Raw genomic sequence first — 24,083 nt, forward strand, 5'->3', positions numbered from 1 at the left:
GCCGAGGCAATCATGCTGCCGATTTGATCGCAGGCAGCGTCGCGAAGTATGCCTCATCCGGCGTTTGATCCGCCAGGCTCGAATGGGGCCTTTTCCGGTTGTACAGCTCGATGTAGTCGCCGATGGAGCGCCGGGCATGGCTGACCGACTCGTAGGCCCGCAGGTAAATCTCTTCGTACTTGATGCTGCGCCATACGCGCTCGACGAACACGTTGTCACGCCAAGCCCCTTTGCCGTCCATCGACAGCCGCACGCCTCGACACAGTACGGCCTCGGTGAACGCGCCCGCCGTGAACTGGCTGCCTTGATCGGTGTTCACGATGTCGGGCAGCCCGTAGCGGGCGAACGCTTCTTCCAGTGCCTCGACGGCATGCGTGGCTTCCAGCGTGATGGCAACCCGGTGCGCCAGTACCTTGCGGCTCGCCCAGTCCACCACCGCCGTCAGGTACACGAAGCCTCGCGCCATCGGAATGTAGGTCGTGTCGAGGGCGAACACCTGGTTGGCCCGCGCGATCTTCATGCCGCGCAGCAAGTACGGCCAGATCTTGTGCTGCGCGTTGCGGCGGCTTGTGTTCGGCTTGCAGTACAGCGCCTCCACGCCCATGCGCTTCATCAACGTGCGTACGCGACGGCGGCCGACTTCATGGCCCTCCCGACGCAACAGGCGCGCCAGCATCCGTGCCCCGGCAAACGGGAACTCCATGTGCAGTTCGTCGATTCGCCGCATCAACAACAAATCGGTTTCGCTGACCGGCTGCGGCCGGTAATACGCACTCGATCTCGCGATGCCGACCAGTCGCGTCTGTTGCGAAACCGGCAGCGCATGCGTACGGTCGATCATCGTTTTGCGCTCAGCAATCCCGCCTTGGTGAGCGCACCTTCTAAAAAATCATTCTCCAGTGTCAGCTGGCCGATCTTGGCGTGCAACGCCTTCAGGTCCACCGGCGGCTCGCTCGACGGCATGCCTGCCGCGCCAAACACGTCCGCCGCACGCTCCTGCAATTGCCGTTTCCATTCGGTAATCTGGTTCGGGTGCACATCGAACTGCTGCGCCAGCTCGGCCAGCGTGCGCTCGCCCTTGACCGCTGCGAGCGCCACCTTCGCTTTGAACGCCGCTGAGTGCGTGCGTCGGGTTCTCTTCGTCATTTCCTCGGTTCCTTTGCCGGCATTATCGCTGGCTCAGGCCCCGGCCGTTCCACTTATCTGGCTGTCCGATTTTGCGAGGCCACCTCTCCTCTACCCGGCCGGCGCGCTCGAGGAAACCATACGCGTCGCGCGGCGCTGCACGTTCTCGCTCGACGACCTGAAGTACGAGTATCCCGACGAACTGGTACCGGCCGGCACCGACCCGGCGACGTACCTGAGCGAGCAGACCTACATCGGCGCGCGCCGGCGCTTTCCCGCCGGCATCCCGGTCGACGTGCAGGCGCAGATCGAACACGAGCTGCAGCTGATCGCCGACCTGAAATACGAGGCGTATTTCCTGACCGTCTACGACATCGTGCAGTTCGCGCGTGAGCAAGGGATCCTGTGCCAGGGCCGCGGCTCGGCGGCGAACTCGTCGGTCTGCTACTGCCTTGGGGTGACCGAGGTCGACCCATCGCGGCAGTCGATGTTGTTCGAACGGTTCATCAGCAAGGAACGCAATGAGCCGCCGGATATCGACGTCGATTTCGAGCACCAGCGCCGCGAAGAAGTCATGCAGTACATCTACCGGAAGTACGGTCGCGATCGCGCCGCGCTGACGGCAGCTGTCACCACTTACAGGCCGCGCAGTGCGCTGCGAGAGGCAGGAAAAGCGCTCGGCGTGGACCCGGCGATCGTCGATCGCGTCGCGAAGCAACACCACTGGTTCGACTCACGCGCGGATCTGCTGCAGCGCTTCGCGGAAGCCGGCCTCGATCCCGACGCGCCGCTCAACCAGCAGTGGGCCGCGTTCGCCGCGCAGCTGCTCGGCTACCCGCGGCACCTGTCGCAGCACTCGGGCGGCTTCGTGATCAGCCGCGGCAAGCTCACACGGCTCGTGCCGGTCGAGAACGCAGCGATGGAGGATCGCTCGATCATCCAGTGGGACAAGGACGACATCGAAGCGCTCGGTATCCTGAAAGTGGACGTCCTGGCCTTAGGAATGTTGTCGATGGTACGCCGCGCGCTCGACGTGATTTCCGAAAAACGAGGCGAGACATTCGAGCTTCAGGACATCCCCGCCGAGGACCACGCAACCTACGAAATGCTCTGCAACGGGGACAGCATGGGCGTGTTCCAGATTGAATCGCGCGCACAGATGTCGATGCTGCCGCGCCTGCGGCCGCAGTGCTTCTACGACCTGGTGATCGAAGTCGCGATCGTGCGGCCGGGCCCCGTGCAAGGCGGCATGGTGCATCCGTTTCTGCGCCGGCGCCAAGGGCTGGAGCCCGTCACGTTTCCGTCGGAAGGCATGGAAAAGGCACTGGCGCGCACGCTCGGCGTGCCGATCTTCCAGGAGCAGGTGATGCAGGTCGCGATGCTGGCGGCCGGCTTCTCGGCCGGCGAGGCCGACCAGCTGCGCCGCGCGATGGCCGCATGGAAGCGCAAGGGGGCTCGAGCCGTACCACGAACGCCTGGTGAACGGCATGCTCGAGCGAGGCTACGACCGCGAGTTCGCCGAGTCGATCTTCGCGCAGATCAAGGGCTTCGGTGAATACGGCTTCACGCTCGGCCGGCATCCGCTGGCGCTGCTGCGCGACCGCCTCGCGCTCGATCGACTGCAGTCGGCCGAGCAGCTGACGACATTGCGCAGCGGCCAGCTCGCGCGCGCGTGCGGATTGGTCACCGTCCGGCAGCGGCCGGGCACGGCGAACGGCGTGCTCTTCATGACGCTCGAGGACGAGACGGGCCAGGTCAATGTGATCCTCTGGCCCGGTCTGTTGGAGAAGTTCCGGAAGGAAGCGCTCGGCGCGGCGCTGCTGGCCGTATACGGGGTGTGGCAAGCGGAAGGGAAAGTGCGACACCTGATCGCGAGCAAGCTCGTCGACCGGACCGAGCTACTCGGGGCGCTGCCGACGACGGCGCGCGAGTTCTGCTAACCCATCTCCTCGACTCAGATTGAGAGCCCGAAGGCTGCACGGCCAAGCATCGACGCGATTCGAACTGCTGAGCCGCATGACGTATCAAAGCGCAGGGCTATGGCTCAGCGCGCTGACGATGTTTCCTTCAATGTCGCGCCGAACGGTTCGCCTCACCTCCATACCGTGCCAACCAATATCGCGAAGCCGTCAGGCGCAGTGCGTCGTGTCGTCGCTGCAAGTCATCTTCTCCCTGCTCACTGAGTTCATGCATCGCTTGCAACACGTAGCGTCGATCCTCGTCGCGCATTTCCGCGTGTAGCGCGAAGCGGGCAATAGCACTCAACTTAGTGAAGTGTGCCGCTAGGCGCTCGAACGATTCCAGCGCGCTCTGCACCGCGCTTTCAAGTACAGCGATGTCACGGGGCAGCATTGCATCACGCGCGTTGTGTGCGGTAGGGATTTTGTCATCAGTTGTCACGTTTGGCCTACCCTCTACTTGGGGTTAAGCCCGCGCCAACCAGATGAAATGCGGGGGTGGGCGGGCACGATAACGAGGTTGGCAGACCGGCCCTGTAACCACTAACCGGCAGGCCCGAAGGCCTCCCCGCCACGGCCCGCCCGTAGACAGGCGTGCAGAAGCAGACGCACGACCTGCCGGAGCAGGCGTGCGGGTTACAGGGTTAATCGGGCTGCCAAGCCCGCACCACCGCTGCTTTCGGTAGCGCATTGACTCTAGCACGGCCTCCTCTCGACGTACAACCGATTCGTCGGATGAAAAAGGCGCGCGCGGTTGTTCGTTGCACGTTACGGATGCGACCCCGTCCAATTTGCTCTCTCAGTGGTTACGCGAGAGAAAGGCAACGTGGGCGTAATCAAAATATAGCCGTAACCCATTGTTCTTACGCGATAGATCCAAGATGAGTTTTGCGGTGGACGGCAGGGCGCGGCCCTACGGCAGTACCGCCTCCATCACCTGCACCGGTAGGTCTCGGAAGACTGCCGTCCCGTGCGAAATATTCCCGTCGCCGCATTGCAGCCGATACCTTCACTGCAAGCCCGTGAACGGGCCATCGAAGAGTTCTCCGTCCCGGTCGGTAAACAATCGATAGCCAGCGGTCACGGAGGGATCCTGCTTCGCAAATGGCGCAAACAATCCGCGGGCTATCTCGATACAACGGCGGTGACGCCGAACGCTCAACTCGATGGCCATTTGCACAGGCGAACCGATAGCGAGCGCGGTAACCAACCCACTTGTCCGACAGGCACCGCCAACCAAAGGACGCTGCGATTCGCTGCCACTTTTCAATTCGGATTGGCTCGCCAGCGACCGTCATTGGGGTACCTTGTTCAGTTGACTTCCCGGTAACGGCGAACATTCGTCAGATCCGGCAAAACGGCCGAGCTTGTCCCACGCCTCGAGATAGCGGTATTTCGGAACGCTGGCGACGAGTGCATCCATCCTCAACAGCAGTTGCTCGATTGGCCCCAAACGCTCGGTTGGCAGATTCCAATCCAGTCCGCTCGCCGCAGAATCGATACTCTCTTGCAGAAGCGATTCTGCTCCGAGAAAAAGAGCCAGGTCGCCGTCAGACACGTCGGGTGCAACAATGAAATATCCAAGGTATAGCACTCGCAGCAATGCGATCATCGTTTCCGATGTGCCATGGCCGCTGCGGATAGCCGCAAGCGCGAGGTGATTTTCGAGCGATATGGCGCGGACATGGGCCGTCGGCAAGGGCAGCAATTCTGCCTTCGTTCTAACCCGGCGCGCGGAACGTTGATGCGGCATGCCGATCGATCGCCTACTGCTGAATCGTTGCGCTCTTCAACAGGCCACCGACGAACTGCGCACTTGCTTTTTCGAGTGCAAGTGCCTCGAGTTGCTGGCGGATCGTCGCCTGCGCCTGATTGAATGCCGGCACCTGCGTCGGTCGCTTGGCGTCAAGCTTCACGATGGCGCGTGCGCCGTCGACCGGGATCGAGTCGGGCGTGACCGCGCCGACTGGCAGTTTCTCGAGTGCCTGCGCGATCGCGACCGGCAATCCGGACGTCTTGCCCTCCGTCGCCGGAGTCTTGAAGCTCACCCAGGGCAACTCTCCTCCGCTATCGCGGCTCGGCGCGCTGCTGTACTGACGAGCCAGACCTTCAAACGACTTGCCTGCCTTCAGTTCGCTCACGACGGTCGCCGCCGTCGCTGCATCCTTGACGACGATCAGGCGCGGCTTGTATTCGTCCTTCCCGAGCGACGCGACGATTTCGTCGTAGCGTGCCTTGACGTCCGCATCCGTGACCGGAGCCGGCTTCACGTTGTCCTTCAGATACAACTGCGTCTCGGCATTCGCTTTCGCCACCTGCATGGCCGCCTGCACTTCGGGCTTGCTGCCGTAGTTCGCTTTCTTCGCCGCCTGCTGGATCAGCACGCGCGTGATCAGTTGATTCTTGATCGCCTGACGCACCTGCGGCGTATCCGGTTGCCGCGAAGCCCGCAGCACGGCATCGACTTCCGCCTGCGTGATTGCCGTGCCGTTCACCGTCGCTACGGTGTTCGTTGCCGCGGACGCGGCCGGCGTTTGGGCGTGGGCGGAAGCGGCGAGTGCGCCGGTGAGCGCGGTGACCATCAACGCATAATTCAGTGTCGCTTTCATCATCGTTTATTCGTCGAACAAGAAGCCACGAAGCAGACGCTTCGCACAAATGCACCCATTCCCTGGAATGACGGGTGCGACCGATCAGTAATTCCAGTTCATCGTGGCCAGCACCAGCGTTGCCTTCGGTCCGAGTGCGGCCGGTTGCGTCAGCCCGCGCCCGATCAGGACCTCGCCGGACAGAAACTGTTTGTGCCACTGCCATTGCGCGCGCAATCCCGCGCCCGCACCCGCCAGCGTCGGGAAGCCCGGCACCGCGACGAGGCTCGCCTTGCCCGCGTCGACGAATACGTACGGTTCGATTCGACCTTCCTTCCACGCTGGCGCATTCACCCACGCGAGCTCGTTGCGCGAATAGAAACCGCGATCGCCGGCGATTTCTCCCGACCGGAAGCCGCGGACGGTATCCATCCCGCCGAGGTACAGTTGCTCAGAACCGAACAGCGCCATGTTCGCATATTGCCCGCTCAACACGCCCCGATAGGCGAGCAATGCGCGACCGATCTTCGGCAGCGGCAGCGTGAACGCGGCCGTCGCATCCACCTTGGTGAACTGGCTGTGCGCTTCATCGCGCGAGATCCCATGCGGATCGTGGTTCGCTCCGAACCACGGCAGCCCCTGCGACAACCCGCCGTTGACCGTGAAGTTGCCTTGCGCATCGTTCATCACGAACTTGTGCAACCAGTTGCCTGCCAGGCGCAACACCGCAACGCGCTGCGGATCGAGATCGATGTCGTTGACCTCGCGGTCGGTGCGGCGCCAGGACACCGTGGCGTCGACGCTGGTGATATCGCTCACGCTGCGGCTGACCAGATAGTTCCAGCCGAAGATGTGCGAGAGCGTGCGGCCATATTCGAGCGCGGTCGTGCCAATCAGCTGCTGATACTCGGAATCGGAGATCGTGTAGCTGAACGTGTGGCGGCCGAACGGCACGGCGAACGAGCCGACGATCGCGTTGCTGTCGAGGCTGTCGAGAAAATTCACGCTCAGCGATTCCTGCAGGCCGAGCAGGTTGTCGGCTTCGACGCCCGCACGGTAGCGCGTCACGCCGGTGGCCGAACTGCCGTAGTTGTCGACACCCAACGAGTAGTACAGGCGATCGCCCGGCTTGTTGCCGATATCGACGATCGATTCGCCCGGATTCTGACCCGGCAGGATCTGGACCGTCGCCTGATTGCGGCGCAGGCGGTTGATCTGCGCCACGCCCTGATCGATGTCGGACAGGCGCAGCGGATCGCCGGACGCCGCCGGGAATGCGTTCTCGTAGCCGGCGTCCGTGAACCAGCCGCCTCCCGACGAGGGCTCGCCCGGCTTGAGCCGGTGAACCGGTTTGCCGTTGATCGTGAACGCTTCGATCACGCCGACCTGAATCGTGATCTTGAGCGTGCCGGTCGCGAGATTCTGCGCGCCGAGCAGCGCGCGCGTCGTCACGAGGCCGTGTTCGACGAATACGTCCGTGATCCGCTTCAGCATCACGTTGATACGGTGCGAACCGAGATCGTGGCCGATGAACGGTGCCACGACCGCGTCGAGCTGCTGGGCCGTGATGCCGCCGGGCGGCTCGAACGGCTTGCCGTCGGCGGTTTGCAGCACGATCCGTTGCACCGGAAAGGTCGGGCCGGTTTCGACGATGGAATCGACCGGTGTACCGGGCGGTATTTCGAGCGTCGTCTCGGACGTCGGCGCAATCGTGATCGATGCGGGCGGCTGCTCGAGCTGGCGCTGGCGCGCCTGCTCTCGCTGCTGTTCGATGATCAACTGCGCCGGGTCCTGAACCGGACGAGGCGCCGGCGCAGGCGATGTCTGCGCAAACACGGGAGCGTGCATCGCCGCGATGGCCGGGATCGCGCCCAGCCACTGTTTGAACGAAATCCGCATCGTCACTCCTGATGGGCCAGATGCGCCGCACCAGCGCGTGCGACAGTCTTGACGATCGGGGATGGGGCCGTAACCAGCACGATCACGAGGGTGGCCAGCAGCGCGGCAGCCATCAACAGCAGCACGCCGAGCACGGTTCGGTTCATCATCGCCACCACCACGTCGTCAGCCCCAGGTGCTGATCGATCGTGACTGGCGTGCGCGAAGGCGCGCGCACGGTCGTGATCCCGCCGGCCGCCGTCACGCCTTTCCCGCCGCTGAATGAACCGCCATCGATCACGCCGTCACCGGTCAGCGTCACGCTGCCGTTTGCGGTGAAGCCGCCGCCAACGTCCATCGCGATGATCTCCGCCCATGTGCTGCCGAAGAAAGCTTTGAAACCCCGATCCTGGTTGATGGCCGAGTAGCCTGTGACACCTTGCGCGTAGGTGACGGGGGCGTCGACCTTGATGTCGCCCGTCGCGAACACGTTGCCGCCGACGTTGCGGGCGACTGTACCCGCCTTGATGCCGATGTTGCCGCCCGCCTGGATCGTGCCGCCGTATGGCGTGACATTGCTCGACGCGTTGGCGTGGCAGAAGATCCAACAGCTGCGCGTATAGCTCGCCTGGCCGCTAAAGACGGCGGCGTTGGTGAAGGCGTTTTGGGCGGTGATGTTGACGTCGCCATCGTTCGATTGAACGATGCCGCCCGAATTGCTGAAATTGCGCGCGTTGATCGTCACCGGACCGTGGACCGCGGCGATATACGCGAGCTGATCGGGATTGCCGACGGTGCCGTAGTCGACGTTGAAGCCGCTCGTCGTGTGCGTGAAGAACAGGAAGCTGCCGCCGCGACTGGAATATGCTGTCGGCTGGCCGCCGTTCGTGCCGCCCGTATGGTCGATGATGTTCTGCACGTCGCCGGCCGCAGTGAGGCTCACTGCATCATTCGACAGGATGCGGGCGTTGTCGTTGACGATGTTGCCACCGGCCGTCAGCTTCGTCTGGCCGTTGGCGGCAAAGACGATCCCGAGGTTGTTCGCGCTCGAGCGGTTCGTGATGTCGCCGGCTGCGGTCAGGATCACGTCGCCGCCGGTCGTGGTGCCGTCGCTCGCCGTCGCGCCTGCCTGAATCAGGCTGCCGGTGTTGCTGATCGCGCCGCTGCTCGTCAGGTTGACCATGTTGCCTGCGTTCAGGGTCGTGGGGCCGGTGGCGTCGTCCGACAGCGCGATATTGCCGGCTTGAACGTTCACATTGTTTGCGGCGGTGACCTGCGCACCCTGCAACGACACGGTACCAGGCGTGGTGAGCGCGATGTCGCGCTCCGACTTCACGGATCCGTCTGCGACCGCGATATCACCACTCGTCGTGACCACGACGTCGCCAGCGTTCGCGTAGAGCTTGCCGAGGCTGCGGACGCCCGCGCCTTGGTCGGTGACGATCAGTTGGACGCGGCCTGCCGTGAGGCCGCCGGCGGCCGTGATGTCGACTGCGACGGCATTGCTTTTTGTGCCAGGAGACGCCGTGCCGATCAGCCAGTCATGGCCGTTGTCGGATGGAGAAAAGCTGGTGTCGTAGGTGGCCGTGCTGTCGCCGACGATTGCGCGGATGCCGCTCGTCGAACTGGTGAAATCGTTGGTCACCGGGCCGTTGATGCTCAGTTGCTTCGCGATCAGGTCGAGGTTGACCAGCGTGCCGGACAGGCCGCCGGGGCCGATCGCGATTCCGCCGCGGTTGGTCGTCAACACGACGTTGCGTTGTACGACGCCGGGCGCGAGCGTGAGATCGTTAAAACTCACCTGCCCCGTCGACAGCACGACGTGCCCCGTGTTCGTGAAACTTCCGCCGTCGATCGTCACGCCGTTCGGATTGGCCAGGATCACGTTCGCACGCGGGCCGAGGACATTGATGTTGCCCTGGATCAGCGACGGATTTGTGCTCGTGACCTGGTTGACGATCGTGCGGGCATTGACGCCAACGTTGTTGAGGTCGGCGCCGGCCTTCGACACGTTGAAGGACGAGTAGGTGTTGTTCGAGACACCGCCGACGGTAGGAGCAATGTTGACGGTTTGTCGCCCGCCCGCACCTGTTGAAATAGACGTTGCGGTGCCACCATCCGCGACGATACCGGTCGCGAAAGTTGAACTGGACACCCCAATCGACGCCAGCACCAAACTGTATTGGAACGGTCTTCGATACATCATCCGCCTCGACCTTGGTAAATTTTTAATTTGTCTTACTTCAAAATCTGCGCGGATGTTCTTGTTGCAAGAAAGCATCCCGAAACCAGTCCACTGGCACTACGCGAAGCGAGCCGCTACTACTCCAACTCCGCCCTTCGCCCTCCGCCATGAATCAGGTAAATTCAATTTCGCATTGACTCAACTGAAACGTTCGACCATCCGATACAACGAATTGATCACCATCGATCCGAGCGAGAAGAATATTTAGCGCTTGAGCGCCTGTCGTTATGTCCAAGCGCCATCCCTCGATGTCGCCATGGAAGTCAATGGCATGAAATTGTTGCCCGTCTGGCAATTTTATTCTGCAACCTCGTTCATTTACCCCTCCGCTCTTAGCATGTGGCGGATTCGTGAATTCAGTTAGCTTTTTAAATTATTGCCTGAACGTATTTTTTTTGTCATCAGAAAAATATACGAATTCGGTACTCGCAACTGTGGCGGTGCCTGGAATGACCCGGTTGTCACGCTGCTCTAGCTTACCGCCGAGCGCTTTTTCGAGGCGATCCAATCGATTAGTCACTTACCTCACTCCTTCACTTAATCGGCGTAATCACAAACTTATAATTTGTGGTGCCCGCATCGCTGAATACCTTGCTGTAGTAGGCAGCAAGTTGCGGGCTATTGGTATGGTAAACCACACCTCCTTCTAAACCAGCAGCATATTTTTGCGCTTGAGCCACAATGGTCTGTTGTTCAGTCAAAGCCCAAGGCGTCGTTCCATTCTGTTCGCTTGGATTACGAATCGAGGTATCCCAATTGTCTACAAATTTTGCCTCAACCGCTGTGAGTTTCCCGTCAAGCACGACCACATCGTCAGCGACGCCGTTTACCCGCTACCTATTTAATATTGCCAATCGGCGTAGGGGGCGCTTCTGTACATATTCTGGACCGCATCTTCATAGCTCTGTGAACCTCGACAAACTCAAAACGGGTCTTTTTCGGGAAGCCACCCTTGCTCAATTCTTTCAATGAGCAATGTATCATTCCATGCCCCACGTATTGGCAATCGCCGTTGCTCTTCAGATATTGCTCCTACAGGCCATGATTTCTCCCCATCCCACAGCCACCAGTTCTCAACCTTCCGAGTTTGCTGATCCGGAATTCCAGTCCGAAACAATGGCGTAGCTCGTGCATGCTCAGGAACTTCAAAGTTCCCAATTTTCTTTACTACACCTCTTTTTTCCGCGACACCAACCGGGAAAAATATCCAGAAATTTGTTTCCACCCCCACCATTTCAGGAAGATTATCTGGCGGCTCCTGATAAATTCCAGGAAGAACACGGATCAACGCCCCCATCGGCGATACTTTCTTCACATATTGAAAATATCCCCCCCCCTTCGAAGTCTCTATGCGAAATACGTCACCGGATTTAATCATAATTCAAAATCCATTATATCCGACAGATTCCAATATCCCCATTCCACGAGACAGTGAATTTGCATATATCGGGTTAGAAGTTGAAATACTATTTATCTTGTTCAATAGCGCACCCCCATTCTTGCCAAGTCCATTGTATTCAATCAAAACCTGCTCTACTGCTCGCGCATCTGCACGAGATATATTCTCCAGGCCCGGTATTGCATCAATAGAGATTCCCTTTTGAGACATATGCGCCGCGGCTCTAGCATCAATATTATCCGTTATTCCAACATATTGAATTGTACCGTCCGGCGCAACTGAGACATAAACCGCTGTCTTACCTGGGTCGGGCGAAATTCCGCTATTTCCGGATGTGCCCGTGCCATTCGTGCTATTGGAGTCGCTTAGCAGCGGTGCCTGACCCGAGGCTACAGTAGCTCCCGACGATACGAGCGGCACCATCATTACGCAACCGCCACCAGGTATGCAAATCAACGTCGGCGGGGTCACTACGGCTCCAGCGGTCCCACTCGTATTGTTATCGTTTCCCCCTCCCAAAAGCTGATTGTTCGCATCAGCGGGGGGTTGGGATTTGTTCCCGTAGTTAGCCTGAGCCAGCGAGCCAATACCTTTGACCGTCGACGTCACGGGCTGCATATAGGTTTGCCCCGTCTGACTTCTCCACGGCATCATTGCCGTCAGGATCATGTCTACGGCCGCACTCAGCGCCCCACCATTCTTCACGGCTGCAGCTGTATGGATTGGACTTCCTGCGTCGTTGTTCAGCGCCTCGTTTTGAGCTGCCGTGGCACCAGCCATCGCGTTCTGACCTGCAAGGCCCGCAATGCCACCGCCGGCCCACGTCGAAATCGCCGCCAGCATAGCCATCTGGCCTTGATCAAGCGCCGCGCCGCTCGGGTCAATCACCCTTAACACATCGGGTGTCAACGCGGCCGACACGGCCCCGCCAATCGCACCGCCACCACATCCTTGGCCCGTCGCCGCACCTGCCGCGCAGCCAAGTGCCGCGTGGGCTGCCACGTACGCCGCACCCGTTAGCGCGCCGTCCTGATTCAGATTGCCAATCGTGTAGGCAATCGATGCCGCCGCATTCGTCGCCGCGCTGTTGCGCAGATTCGTCAGGAAGCTTCCGCCCTGCAGGGTCGTTTGAATCGTCGCTTGAAGCACCGACTCGGCCGCGATAGCGGTAATCGTCGTCGGCAACGAGCCAGTTGCCGCACCGGCTTGCGGGACGAGGGTGTTCCCCACCGTCTGCACACCTGCCAGCGCAGCAAGGCTATTGTTCGAGGCAGTCCACGACCAACCGGCAGTGCCGTTGCTGAAAGTGATGCCGTTCGTCAGGCCGGCGGTCAGCGCTGCGGTACCGGCCGTCGTCAGCATGGTGCCCACATTGAACGAGCCGCCACTGTTCAACTGGCTCATTGTGCTGTTCATCATGCCGGCGAAGCCCGCCGACAGAGCAGCATTCGCTGTACCGGCGCCCAACGCGCCCGCACCTGTTCCCGCCGCAGAAAACGCGGAACCTGAACCAGCCGTTGCTCCTGCAGCAGCACCGGTTGCCGCCGACGCCGCCATCCCCGACATGATCGACAAGCCGACGATCACGCCCGTCATGAAGAGTTGGTCGTACCACGCATCTCCGTCGACCACGTCCGTGTGCAGGTTGTCGCTGACAGTCTGCTGCGTGAAGTTCCCGCCAAGTTGGCCCTTCAGATTCGCCAGCATCGCTTGTGTGCCGGCTGTGTCGACTGTGCCATCCGCGCCGGTTTTCTGAAGCGCACCGCCGATCTGGTTCAGGCTTTGCACTTGCAGATCGTAATTGGCGGCCGACATGAAGCCGCCTTGCTGCACGACGGTGCCCGTGGTCTGCAACAGCACACCTTCCTGACCGGTCTGATAGATCGTGCCAATGTTCGTCGAGCGCTGTTCGTTGGTCAGCGAGTTCGTGTTGACCGTCAGGTTCTGCGCCGTGACGGTGCCCGTGTTCAGGATGCTGTTCGCGTAATTCAGCGTGACGTTCGTGCCCGTGATCTCGCCATCGGCATTGACGACCGCGTAGTTCTTCGGCAACAACACTTCGGGCATCAGTGCCTGCACGGTCGGGCACGTCGCGCCACCCGTCGCCGAGCAACCCGGTTCCGGTACCGACTGCTCGACGTACCAGAGCATCGGATGATCGACCATCGCCAGTTGCGCGTCGGACAGCTTCGTTCCGAGCGCGATGTCGTGGTCCTTCGCGTACTCGAGTGCCGCACCGTACAGCGCGGCCTTGTCCTGATTGGCGATCGACGCCTGACTCGTACTGTCCATCGCACTCGTCGTGCTGTAGAAACTGCTCTTGCCGGTCGCCTGCAGCGCGGCCAACTCGATCTGCTGATTCTCGGTGTACGGGTCGTAGTAGAACGGCACATTGGCCGGCTGCAGATTCGCCGGCAGATTGGCGATCAACGACGCCGACGACACCGTGTCCACGACCTGGGCGGCCGGGTTGTTCGTCAGGTAGGTGATCGTGGTGGTTTGCCCAGAAATCGTCTTGACGGTCGCGCTCAGTGGCGTGTTCGCCTGCGTGACGATCGGCGCGACCGGCTTGCCGACGGTTTGCGTGCCGATTGGCGTGTTCGGTGGCAAACCCGCCGAACCGGTCACCGACGTGAGCTGGCCATTCGCATCGACAACCCGGCCCGCCACGTTGACGGTCGTGGCCACGCCAGACGGCGTCGACACCGGCCCTAGCGAGATCACCTGCCCCGACACGACCGGCGGCGGAGTAAAGACGTTCGGATTCGTGATCCCGTTGACGAGTTGCGAACCCGTCAGTGCGATAGACTGCCCGATCACGTTGCCGGTGTTCGTCAACGTCGGCGAGTTCACCGCAAGCGAGTTGCCCGCCTGAATCGTTGCCGGCACGAAATCCGACATCCCGACGTTCGACGGCAAGCCGGGCGCTGCTTGCGCATCGCCGAGACTGAACGCCCCGCCGTACAGGTTCTGGCAGGTCGCCGCCGCCCCTTGGCAACCCCACGTGCGAATGCCGGCGGGGTTACCTGTCCAATACGCATGCAGGTATTGATTGTCGCTCGAGGCGCTCGAACTGGCGTTGATCGTCACGTTGTTCAGCGCCGTGACAAGACTGCCCGTGTTGCTGAACACGCCCGCCGTGATCGACAGATTATTGTTTGCGGTAATCGTCGACGGCCGGGCCGACTGCACCTCGATATACGCTTCGCAGTTCTGTCCGCATCCCGTGTACGGTGACGCCGACCCGTAATTCTGGTGAACCATCACAGGCGCAGCGATCGTGTTCGTCACCGTGCCTGCGTTGATCTGGACGTTGTTGCCGGCTTCGATCGCGGCCGAGGTGTTTGTGACGCTCGATGCCTGCGTCGGATTGCCCGCGGTCGTGCCTGAGCCGCCGATCACGACATCGTGCGTCGCGACCAGATTGCCGTAAGTGTTGTTGACCTGGCTCGCGGCGATGACGATGTCGTGGCCAGCGGTAACGTTGCTGTTGGCCTGTTGATAGCTGTACGTCTCCGAGTTCGGATTCGTCGTATGCAGCGACGTACAGCCCGCATTCGAGACGCCCGATGCACAACCCGCCGTCACCGTCTTCGATCCAACATTCGAACCTTGATTCGTAAAGCTCGCTGCCTGAATCGTGACGTCGTTACCCGCTGTCAAGGTCCCGGCGTTGGTCAAATTGCCACCGGATACGTTCAGGTTATGGCCAGCCTGAATCTGTCCAGCCGAGCCCTGAACCGTGGTGCTCGTCGATACGCTCGGCGGTATCACTGCACCGGGCGCACTGATCGTGAAAGTCGTCGGCATGCCGATGGTGTACGAACAAATGCTGTTCGCATCGCACCCGTGAACTCCCGTACCGACGATCCCGCCGCCGGAGGAGCCCGGCGACGTGTTCACGCTCTGATAGACCGCTATCGGTGTGCCGCCCTGCCCCAAGAATCCGCCAGCCGACGAACCACTCAACGCGGTCAGGCCCGACAACAAGGTATTCAGCCCCGCGGCATCGACCGTATCCGTGACTGTCGACGTATAGGAGCGAGCCTCGTTGTTCAACGTCTGGACGTTCAGCGATGCGTCATTTCCAGCGCTTACAGTACCGCCCTGATTATTAAGGGCCTGCGCAGTCAACGAGAGGTTGTGCCCGGCTGCAATCACCGACGGCGGACCGGAAACGGCACCGACCGTCGTCGTGGTTTCGATCACGCTCGGCAGCGTGAAAGTCTGACTGATGCCGTTGTTCGGTACCGTACCCGATTGCACATACCAGTAGGCTGCGCCGAGGCTACCTTCCGGCGGCTGAGCCTGCGATGCATCCCCCGACAGTTGAACCATCGTGAGCGTGCCGGTCGATGCAACCGGCGCTTGCATGACGGCAATCCCGATCGGCGACAGCAGATCGCCTAGCGTCGCCTGCTGCGTCAGCGGAATAAAGTGCGGCAGGACGTGGCCGCCATTGCCGGGATAGTAGAACTGGTAATTGATCGTGCCGATGACCGTCGACCACAACAGGCCGGGGTTGTCGACCACCTTCGTCGTCGTGGTGCTTGTCTCGCTCGATGAAATCGATGCGTTGTTGACGTTGTTCGCCTGGATCGACAAATCATTGGTGGCAGTCAAATGGCCGCCCAAATTGCTCAGGTCGCCCGACAGTTGAATCGTTGCATTGCCGCTACCGGCCGGCCCGTTTGCCGTGCCAACCTGTGTGGTACCGCCTGAGTTGTCGTAAGTCGTACCGGTAATCTTGAGTGCGTTATTCGCCTGTACGATCCCGGAGTTGGTGCCCGATCCGTTGAGCGTCAGATTGTTGGCCGACACCGTGCCGCTTGACTGATTCGCCACCGAACCGTTGATTGTCAGGTCGTTGCCGTTGATTGCGCCCGAGTTGCCGACCGCACCGTTCAGCGTCAGCGATCCGGTGCCCTGGTTGATCGCGCCTGCGTTGTTGATGCCTTGCGTGGCCGAGACGGTAACCGCCGTCCCGGGCAGCGTCCACGTCCCAGAATTGTTCACCGACTGCGCGGACAGATTCAGGCCGTTTCCGCCGTTGACGGTCCCATAACTGGCAGCCGACGGGTCGAGCGTCTGATTCGGCAGACTCAGCGTCGCCAAATTTTGAGCAAGTATCCGGCCGTTGGTATTGTCGAACGAACCATTGCCGCCCGTGACGGTCACAGTGGTGTTACCGACTGCGGCGGTCGGATTGTTGACGTCGCCAGCGTAAATGAGGCCGTTCGCGTTACTCAGGTTGCCCGTCGTCAGGTTCAGCGCGTTCGTCGCGAGCAGACCACCCGAGTTCGTCGTCGCACCCGACACGTTGAAATTCGCCGTCGGCCCGTAGATCGTTCCCGCATTATTGAGGTTCGTCGCGGTGACGTTCGCTGTCTGCAACGACGACAGGCTGCCCGAGTTCGAGACGGTCGAGCCCGACACGTTCAGATTGCCGGCCGCCATCTGCGTACCGACGTTATTGATCGTGCCGCCGGCGAGCGTTGCATCGCCCTTGAAGGCGGCCGTGCCGCCCGTCGTCAGGCTTTGGGTACCGGTGATCTGCGTCGTGCCGCCGACAACCGCATTCGCGGTCTTCACGTTCGTACCCGACAAGGTCGCATTGCCGCCGACCGACAAGGCCGGTGCAGTGGCGCTGAAGGGCTGATTGAGCTGCCCAGCCGACGTATCGAGGTTATTCGTCGCGGTGGCGGTCAGATTGCCACCCACCGCCACGCCCTGCGTTGTGATGTTGGTTGCCGTGAGGCTCGCATCCTTTGATGCAGTCGTCTGGCCGTTGAGCGTCAGATTTTGGCCGGCGTTCAGGGTCGCATTGCCCGCCGTCGAAACTGGACCGGCCGCCGTCAGATTCCCTGTCTTCGCGTTGGCGTTCAGATCACCGATGCTCTTTAGACTGCCTTGTGCGTTCACGTCCGTGCCGGCCGTGATCGTCGTCGCCCCGCCCGACAGCGCATCGCCTGCGAGCGTCGCACTACCGTTGGTCGCCGTCAGCGTGCTGCTGCCGACCGCCGTCGTCGCGGCGACCGACAGATTCTGGCCAGCGGCTGCACTCAGATTGTTGCCAGTCTGGATCGCGCCTGAGATAGCAACGTTGTTGCCGGCATTGAGCGTCGTGTCGTTCGCGACGCTGATCGCACCCGTGCCGCTGATGTCGCGGCCCGCCGTCACGCTTGCGTTGCCGGTGTTGCTGACTGCGAGGCCCCCATTCAGATTCGCATCGCGCGCGGCTGCGATCGTCGTGGTCTGGCCGCTCTGGATCGTCCCGGCGACGGTCGCGTCCTGCCCGGCATTGATATTGACTGCGCCCGGCGTCGACACGGTACCCGCGATCGCGACGCTACCTGCGCTCGATCCGATCGATGCGTTGTCGCCGCTGTTGACGGTGCCACCCAGGCTCACGCCCTGCGATCCAATCGCGTTCAATGTGCCGAGCGACACCACGTTGCCGGTCGTCGTCAACGAGCCGCCGTTGGCCGCGAGCGTCATGTCGCCGACCGATGCGGCCATTCCCTGCACGCTGGTGTTGCCGCCGGAGGTCACATTCAGGGCTGCGCCGCTCGTGACGTTTCCGCCGAGCGTTGTGTCCTGCCCCGCCTGAATCGTCACCGCGCCCGGCGCGGAAACCGTACCACCGAAGCTTGCGTTCGTGCCAGCGGTCGCGTTGATCGTTCTCCCGCTTTGCACCGCGCCGTTTAACGCGATCGCCTGGCCAGCGTTCAGGTTGACCGCGCCTTGCGACGACGCGACGTTGCCTTGCCCCGTGATCGAGCCGCCTTGTGCGGCGATCGTTACCGGCCCCTGTGCCTGTACCGTGCCACCGACCGCAGCGTTCTGGCCCGCCGTCACCGACAACGCACCATTCGATTGCGCATTGCCGTTCACCGCAGCCGAGCCGGTTTGCGCCGCGATCGTCGTATCGCCGACGCCCGACACTTGCCCGTTGACCGTCGCGTTGCGCGCGCCCGCGAGCGCCACCGTGCTACCGCCCTGCACCGCGCCATTGACCGTCAGATCCCGCCCGGCCTTGGCCGACACCGTGCCGGGTGCGCTCAAGCCGCCGACTGTGAGATCCCCGTTCGTCGTCTGCAGCGCGATGTCGTGCGCCGATAGCGAACCGATCGTCATAGACTGGCCGGCCGTCAGGCTCGCCGCGCCGTTCGCGGCGACGGACGCGGCGTTCAGATTGCCGCCCGCCGTCATCGTGACGTTCTGCCCGGCCGACACTGAGCTCGGCGCATTAATGTCGCCGTTCGCCGCGACCGTATAGTTCTGGTTCGCGAGGCCGGTCCCACTGATCGTCGTATTGCCCGTGCTGGCCAGATTGACGTTCTGATTGGCAAACGTTTGACCGACCGACACGTCACCGTTCGCATTGACGACTACGTTGCCCGCCGTTGCCGACAGTGGGCCCTGGGTGTTCACGCCCATACCAGCCGCCGTGGACACGATATAGACGGTGCCCGATGCGACCGAACCATATTGGCTCGCATCGACCGCGACGTTCTTGCCGATCGCCGCGGCTGTGTTGGCCGTGCCGTTTGCGGCCGTGCCGTATGTGATGCCGGTCGCATTCGACGACGCCGGCGTCACGAGCTGGTTGCCCGTGACGATGTTCACGCGCTGATCGGCGCGCAGCGGTGCGTTGACGGTGACGCTTTGGCCGATGAGGTCCAGATTCCCGACCGTGCCTTCCACCCCAGCGCCCGGCGTGCCGTCGTTACCTGCCGGCCCGCTGATCGAAATATTGCCGGAGCGAACGTCGTACGCCACGGCACCCGCGTGCGTAAAGTCAGTGGCCGCGCCGCCGACACCCGTGAGAAACTGCGGCGTGCCGGTCGTGAGCGTCAAATTCGTGACGTTCGTCACGCTCAAACCATTGACGCTGACGCCATTTGGAGAGGCCACGACCACGGCCGCCGGCGACCCGAACACCTCGAGCGGCCCGAACAATGAGGCCGCCGGGCCAGTCGAGCTGACCTGATTGACGATCGTCGTCGCCGGTCGGCCGTTCAGGTTCGGGTTCGCGCCGAGTGTACCGCCGAGCAGCGGAGTCCCCGCCACCGTGCTGTTGTTCAGCACGAGGCCTTCAGGGCCCACGTTAAACGACTGATATTGCCCGACGCTAATGCCATTCGCATTGGGTGTCGGAATGTTGATAGCGGGTACGCCCGTGCTCGTTTGCGTAACCGTCGGCTGGAACGGAATCGGTGCACGCGGATCGACAATCGGTGCGGCATGCGCCGTTTGATCCGCGAGAAACACGGCCGGCGCGAAATACATCACGGCCGTCATGACCCACGCAGTCGCCTTGACCCATCGCGCACGCCCTTCGCTTTTCAGCGGAGCATGGTCGAGGATAATCGCCTGTTTGGCCGTTTCCCGTTGAACGTGCCGAATCTCAATATCGCGCGTGCTGCGGCGCATAGTTGGTCTCGCTTTGAATTTTCCGCAGATGGTCGCACAGCCTAAACTGAAAGATGGTCAACAATTGTCAGGCTTGGCGAGTTCGCGGCATTTCATTACAACAATCATACGGGAAATTCTTTAATAAGTTATCCGCTTGTCTATATCAATAAGCCGCTCAGTCAAACACCAATCTTGAAAATCAGGTCATCGAGAATTTTGGCCGATTGTCATGCGACGTCGACGTCTCTTCCAGTAGGTCCGTACGCGGCATAGCCATAGCCGCGGCGCGTCGCCGATGTACTAAACGTTAAAAAGTGTCACTAATAGAGCTGTCGGTAACTTTCCGATCAGAAACCGACCGAAAATAATCGACGCTACTTCGCCTCGATTGAAAGCGATTGAGTGGACAAGCGCCCGCGCCGCGAACGTCGATCGAGTTGATCCGGTTGTCGCGCTATAACGAGCGGAACTTGACTTTCCAGATGAGCCGGTACGCTGGTTGATATCGATTCCCTAACCGCAACAGGAGAAATGATGTCGACTTACCAAACGCTGCTTGCACAACGCGCCGTCCTCGAAACCGAGATCGAGAATGCCAAGGCCGCAGCACGCGAGACCGTGCTGGCCGAAGTGAAGCGCATGGTGTTGGAATTTGATATTTCCGCCCGCGAGATTTTCGGCGGCAGCAAAGCGCGCAAACACCAACCGGCTCGAGCACGGTATCGCGATCCCGAAACCGGTGCGACGTGGAGCGGCCGTGGCCGCCCGCCGGCCTGGATCGACGGCAAGGACCGAGAACCATTCGAGATCGCGCCGCCGCCCTCCCGTTCTTGAACTGAGTCCCAACGCTGGATATATTTACAGTGCAACGCAACACGGCAGCCGGCTTCGACACAACCGGCCGCCGCATCACCTCGACGCCCCTATGGAACGCCCAGAAACCGTTACGACGACCGGTCCGCAACCCGACCCAGTGCGCTTCGAGCACGCGCTCGCGCGCGCCATGGAAGACTTGCGCCGCATCGCCACGTCGCTCGCAGATCGCCATCTGAAGGCAGGATCAGTGCACGCCTGGAGCTGGCCCGTGCTGCGCGATATCGAAGAGCAAGCGTTTTCGGATCTCGCATTCCAGAGCCGGAATGAAGCGGCAGTCGTCGATGCCCTTCCGCGAATCGGGCCTACTACGTTGCCAGGCGTCGATCTGAGCGGCCTGATCGACTGGACGTTGTCGGACTCATCACTTCCGATCGTCTATCTCAGCGTTCGCGAACGGTTGTCTGCGGCCGATCTATCCGACCGAGCCCAAGCAACGGCATGAGCGCTCTGTCAGTACATTGCTTGGTGGGCGGAAACTCGGCGGGAGTGGAGGTTGTACATGCGAGCGTTGCCCGAGTGACGAGAGCGGGACGCCCCTCCCATCTGTGGGCAAAGGACGCGAATCGGAGATTCGCGTTATGCTTGGGGCACCCAATATTCAGTATATAAGGTCAAATGGACGATCCGACTCTCTGGCTGTCGGCACCGACCGAGGCATACCAGCAGTGGCAACGCACCGAAGCCGCCGGCGCCGATCGGCGTGCCTTCTCTCCACGGTCGATCGTCCAGCACGACGCCATGTTCGAGCGCTTCATGCGCCACCTCGCCGCCGCGCAACGGTCGCTGGCCACCTTCGGCGCCGAGCAGCTCGAGACGTTCTTCGCTGACCTCGATCGGCGATGCAAGCCTGGCACCACGACCCGGCTGCGGTACCAGAAGCTGCTCGACCGGCTCGGTCGGCATCTGGTCGATGTCGGTGTCCGGAAAACCAACCCCGCTGCCGCCTATGCCCTGGCCCAAACCTGGCCAGAGGACGAACCCGTCCCCGTGTACTTGCTGGAAGCTGACGATCGCCGGCTGCAGGATTCGGTTGCCTCGCTCGACGGCCTCGACGAGCGTGCGGTCCGCAATCGCGCGATCGTCGCGCTGCTGCTTTCGACAGGCATCACCGCGCAGGAAATTCGACAGGCGGCGACCGGTGACCTCGACCTTTCGCCGGCGCGGCCGCACCTCCTGATCCCCAAGCGAGGCCCGCGCGAGGCGCGTCGAATCAACCTTGAAGACTTCGCACGGCCGGTTCTGGAGAGATGGATGAGCCACACAGCAGCGGCCGCCAGCGCGCTGCTGTTTCCGTCGCCCCGGGCCGGCGGCCCGATGACGGACGAGATGCTCGGCCGGATCGTCCGCGACGAGCTGCTCGCGGTCGACATCCGCGTGCCCGACATGAGCCCGAGAACCCTTCGCAACACCTTCGCACGCCGCCTCCTGCTCGCCGGCCGGAGCAACGATGACGTCATGGCCGCACTGGGCCTCACCAGCCAACGGACCGTGATCCGAATTCGCGCCACCCTCCAGCCCGCTCATCAAGCCAACGGTGCGACTTGACTTCTCGGCCACGTCGATAGCCTGAAGAAGCCAGTAATTTCGCTGGCTTCTTTGCTATCGGAGTGTTCATATGGACTACGTAACGCGCTACACCGACTTCATCTATTTCACGGGCGACGATCTCGCGATCTGCCGATACAGGCTCATTTCCCGCCATACCGAGGTCAAGCAAATCGTCGTTCAGATCGACAATCACAAGGGCCCGCAGAGAATCCTCACTGCAGATCACCAAGCGCGTGACGCTGTCCTCAATCGAATCGCCGATCGGGAACTGGCCGGAATCCCGTTCGCAATGCTCTGCATCGCGCTGACCGAGAACGACACGCACCAGATCGCCTTCGCCGAGCCGGACCTCGAAGACTATATCCACCGTGGCCACCCGTACCAGCAAACCCCCGAGCGCGCTGCGCGAGGCCGACATATCGAACGCATCTCGATCGACTCTCGGAACCTCGTAGTTGGCCGCGCGCGAATTCAGACTGCGCATACCGCGCTGACGCCGACTGATGCTGATCTCGCTGAACTCCTCAACCGCCCTGATTTGGCATAACCTACTGGCCTCCAGATACGCCGCAACTGCACATCGCGGGCGGTCCGGACGCTCCCACCGCCCGCGTTCGGCCACCAACGGCCTGGAGACAGCCGAAAACAAAGTAATCGTGGCCACACGCTCACCGAGCTGTCGCAAGTCTCCTCTGCAAGGTGCGCCACCACAAAGCCATCTCATCGCGTTTTCATCCGGCCTCCAAAAAAGAAAAAGCCCGGCACTCACGTGCCGGGCTGTGCCCAAGAATACCTTCCGTCAAGCGGCCTGCGAGAACAAGTCGACCGGCGCCAGGTTCAGCATCGTACGGTGCTCGGAGTCCGAGATCGCATTGTCGACGAGCAATTGGTCCAGCTCTACCGGCGTCAGGTTGTGTCGCTCGGCGAGGTGCGAGAAATATTGCCCACGCTTCGCCATCTGTCAGCGTCGGATAGATACTCCCCACTTTCGTCGAAGTAATTTTCCCCGGCTTTTTATCTGACGGCGCCGCGGCAGCTGCGCCGTCCTGTCGATCGCCGACCATATCGCCCTGGAGATCCGTCGTGGGGGTGTCGGTGGTCGAGCTGGAGGAAGTGATGACGATTCTGGAATTGCACCGGCAAGGGCTGAGTATTTCGGCCATCGCTGCTCGACTGAGTATGGACCGCAAGACCGTTCGTAAATACATCAGGAATGGCGTTCAGGCGCCGCGTTACGGGCCGCGCGCACCGCGACCGTGCGTGGTCGATCCGTTCGTTCACTACGTCACCGAACGTGTACGCGAGTTTCCCGACCTGAGCGTCGAGCGACTGCTGCGCGAGATTCGGGCCATGGGGTACACCGGTGGCCGCACGGCGCTGGGCGACTTGGTTCGGGAGGTCCGGCCGCCCCGCCAACGTGGCTTCGAGGTGCGCTTCGAGACGCCTGCCGGGCATCAAGCGCAGGTGGATTTCGCCCACTTCAATGTCGAGTTCGGCGACGCGCCTGGCCAGCGACGCTCGATCTGGCTATTCTCGATCGTGCTTGGGCACAGCCGCTATCTCTGGGGACGTTTCGTCGAGCATCAGGACCTGCAGACCGTCCTGCGCTGCCACATGGATGCGTTCGAGCACCTCGGCGGCGCTCCGCGCGAGATTCTGTACGACCGGATGAAGGCGGCCGTGCTGGGCGAAGTCGAGAAGCACATCGTCTACAACGCGAAGCTGGTCGCGTTTGCGCAGCACTACGGCTTCGCGCCGCGCGCCTGCAAGGCATATCGCGCCAAGACCAAGGGCAAGGTCGAGCGGCCGTACCGCTATATCCGGCAGGACTTCTTCCTGGCGCGTCGTTTCCAGAATCTCGCCGACTTGAACCGACAGTTGCGCGAGTGGCTCGACACGGTGGCCAATGTGCGCGTGCACGGCACGACGCACCGCGTCGTCGCCCAGCACTTCGGTGAGGAGCGCCCCGCACTGCAGGCGTTGCCGGCCGGCACCTTCAACGGCGTGATCCGGCTCGAGCGGCGCGTGAGCCACGAAGGCCTCGTCTC

General features: G+C 61.6%; 16 protein-coding genes and 1 pseudogene. 6 read left to right on the top strand and 11 right to left on the bottom strand.

Annotated features, from left to right (window positions below):
* Positions 1-10: 10 nt before the first annotated feature.
* Positions 11-1,146 (bottom strand): IS3 family transposase gene (locus HWX36_RS02960; protein WP_175950772.1). Its coding sequence is split into 2 segments (ribosomal slippage): positions 11-891 and positions 891-1,146, totalling 1,137 coding nucleotides; the frame shifts between segments, so codons are not numbered across the junction.
* A gap of 88 nt (positions 1,147-1,234) precedes the next feature.
* Between HWX36_RS02960 and HWX36_RS02965 the strand changes: the two are divergent.
* Positions 1,235-3,065, top strand: a pseudogene (locus tag HWX36_RS02965) (OB-fold nucleic acid binding domain-containing protein); the annotation flags it as partial.
* Positions 3,066-3,192: 127 nt separating this feature from the next.
* Here HWX36_RS02965 and HWX36_RS02970 read toward each other — a convergent pair.
* The 9 genes from HWX36_RS02970 to HWX36_RS03010 form a co-directional block, all read right to left on the bottom strand.
* Positions 3,193-3,525: a hypothetical protein gene (locus HWX36_RS02970; RefSeq protein WP_175950773.1), complete on the bottom strand. Its 333-nt coding sequence runs from the start codon at positions 3,523-3,525 to the stop codon at positions 3,193-3,195.
* Positions 3,526-4,377: 852 nt separating this feature from the next.
* A complete protein-coding gene (locus tag HWX36_RS02975; RefSeq protein ID WP_175950774.1) occupies positions 4,378-4,836 on the bottom strand; it encodes a hypothetical protein in 459 nt (152 codons plus the stop codon).
* 13 nt (positions 4,837-4,849) lie between these two features.
* Positions 4,850-5,695, bottom strand: a complete 846-nt coding sequence (locus tag HWX36_RS02980) for a peptidyl-prolyl cis-trans isomerase (protein WP_175950775.1) — start codon at positions 5,693-5,695, stop codon at positions 4,850-4,852.
* Between the two features lie 81 nt (positions 5,696-5,776).
* Positions 5,777-7,570, bottom strand: coding sequence for a ShlB/FhaC/HecB family hemolysin secretion/activation protein (locus HWX36_RS02985; RefSeq protein WP_244136305.1), 1,794 nt, complete (start codon positions 7,568-7,570; stop codon positions 5,777-5,779).
* 2 nt (positions 7,571-7,572) lie between these two features.
* Complete coding sequence (locus HWX36_RS02990) at positions 7,573-7,719, bottom strand: hypothetical protein (RefSeq protein ID WP_175950776.1); 147 nt, start codon at positions 7,717-7,719, stop codon at positions 7,573-7,575.
* The gene (locus HWX36_RS02995; RefSeq protein ID WP_175950830.1) at positions 7,716-9,752 is read right to left on the bottom strand and encodes a filamentous hemagglutinin N-terminal domain-containing protein; all 2,037 of its coding nucleotides are present in this window, start codon (positions 9,750-9,752) and stop codon (positions 7,716-7,718) included. Before HWX36_RS02995 ends, HWX36_RS02990 begins: the two co-directional genes overlap by 4 nt.
* Positions 9,753-10,327: 575 nt before the next feature.
* On the bottom strand, positions 10,328-10,597 hold the full coding sequence (locus tag HWX36_RS03000) for a hypothetical protein (protein ID WP_175950777.1): 270 nt from the start codon (positions 10,595-10,597) through the stop codon (positions 10,328-10,330).
* A 119-nt stretch (positions 10,598-10,716) separates the two neighbouring features.
* On the bottom strand, positions 10,717-11,172 hold the full coding sequence (locus HWX36_RS03005; protein WP_175950778.1) for a hypothetical protein: 456 nt from the start codon (positions 11,170-11,172) through the stop codon (positions 10,717-10,719).
* 3 nt (positions 11,173-11,175) lie between these two features.
* Complete coding sequence (locus tag HWX36_RS03010; protein WP_244136306.1) at positions 11,176-19,629, bottom strand: filamentous hemagglutinin N-terminal domain-containing protein; 8,454 nt, start codon at positions 19,627-19,629, stop codon at positions 11,176-11,178.
* Between the two features lie 516 nt (positions 19,630-20,145).
* Here HWX36_RS03010 and HWX36_RS03015 point away from each other — a divergent pair.
* The 4 genes from HWX36_RS03015 (at position 20,146) to HWX36_RS03030 (ending at position 22,582) form a co-directional block, all read left to right on the top strand.
* Positions 20,146-20,445: an H-NS histone family protein gene (locus tag HWX36_RS03015; RefSeq protein WP_175950779.1), complete on the top strand. Its 300-nt coding sequence runs from the start codon at positions 20,146-20,148 to the stop codon at positions 20,443-20,445.
* Between the two features lie 91 nt (positions 20,446-20,536).
* On the top strand, positions 20,537-20,929 hold the full coding sequence (locus tag HWX36_RS03020; protein ID WP_175950780.1) for a DUF2471 family protein: 393 nt from the start codon (positions 20,537-20,539) through the stop codon (positions 20,927-20,929).
* A 173-nt stretch (positions 20,930-21,102) separates the two neighbouring features.
* Positions 21,103-22,032: a tyrosine-type recombinase/integrase gene (locus HWX36_RS03025; protein ID WP_175950781.1), complete on the top strand. Its 930-nt coding sequence runs from the start codon at positions 21,103-21,105 to the stop codon at positions 22,030-22,032.
* Between the two features lie 70 nt (positions 22,033-22,102).
* Positions 22,103-22,582, top strand: coding sequence for a hypothetical protein (locus HWX36_RS03030; protein ID WP_175950782.1), 480 nt, complete (start codon positions 22,103-22,105; stop codon positions 22,580-22,582).
* A 252-nt stretch (positions 22,583-22,834) separates the two neighbouring features.
* On the opposite strand, the gene HWX36_RS03035 is transcribed toward HWX36_RS03030, so the two are convergent.
* Complete coding sequence (locus HWX36_RS03035; RefSeq protein ID WP_175950783.1) at positions 22,835-22,993, bottom strand: hypothetical protein; 159 nt, start codon at positions 22,991-22,993, stop codon at positions 22,835-22,837.
* A gap of 125 nt (positions 22,994-23,118) precedes the next feature.
* Between HWX36_RS03035 and istA the strand changes: the two genes are divergently transcribed.
* A partial coding sequence (gene istA, locus HWX36_RS03040; RefSeq protein WP_175950784.1) for an IS21-like element ISBcen28 family transposase occupies positions 23,119-24,083 on the top strand: 965 nt, incomplete at its 3' end.

It is taken from the genome of Burkholderia sp. BCC0405 (genome assembly GCF_902833075.1).
In the GTDB taxonomy this organism is placed as follows: domain Bacteria; phylum Pseudomonadota; class Gammaproteobacteria; order Burkholderiales; family Burkholderiaceae; genus Burkholderia.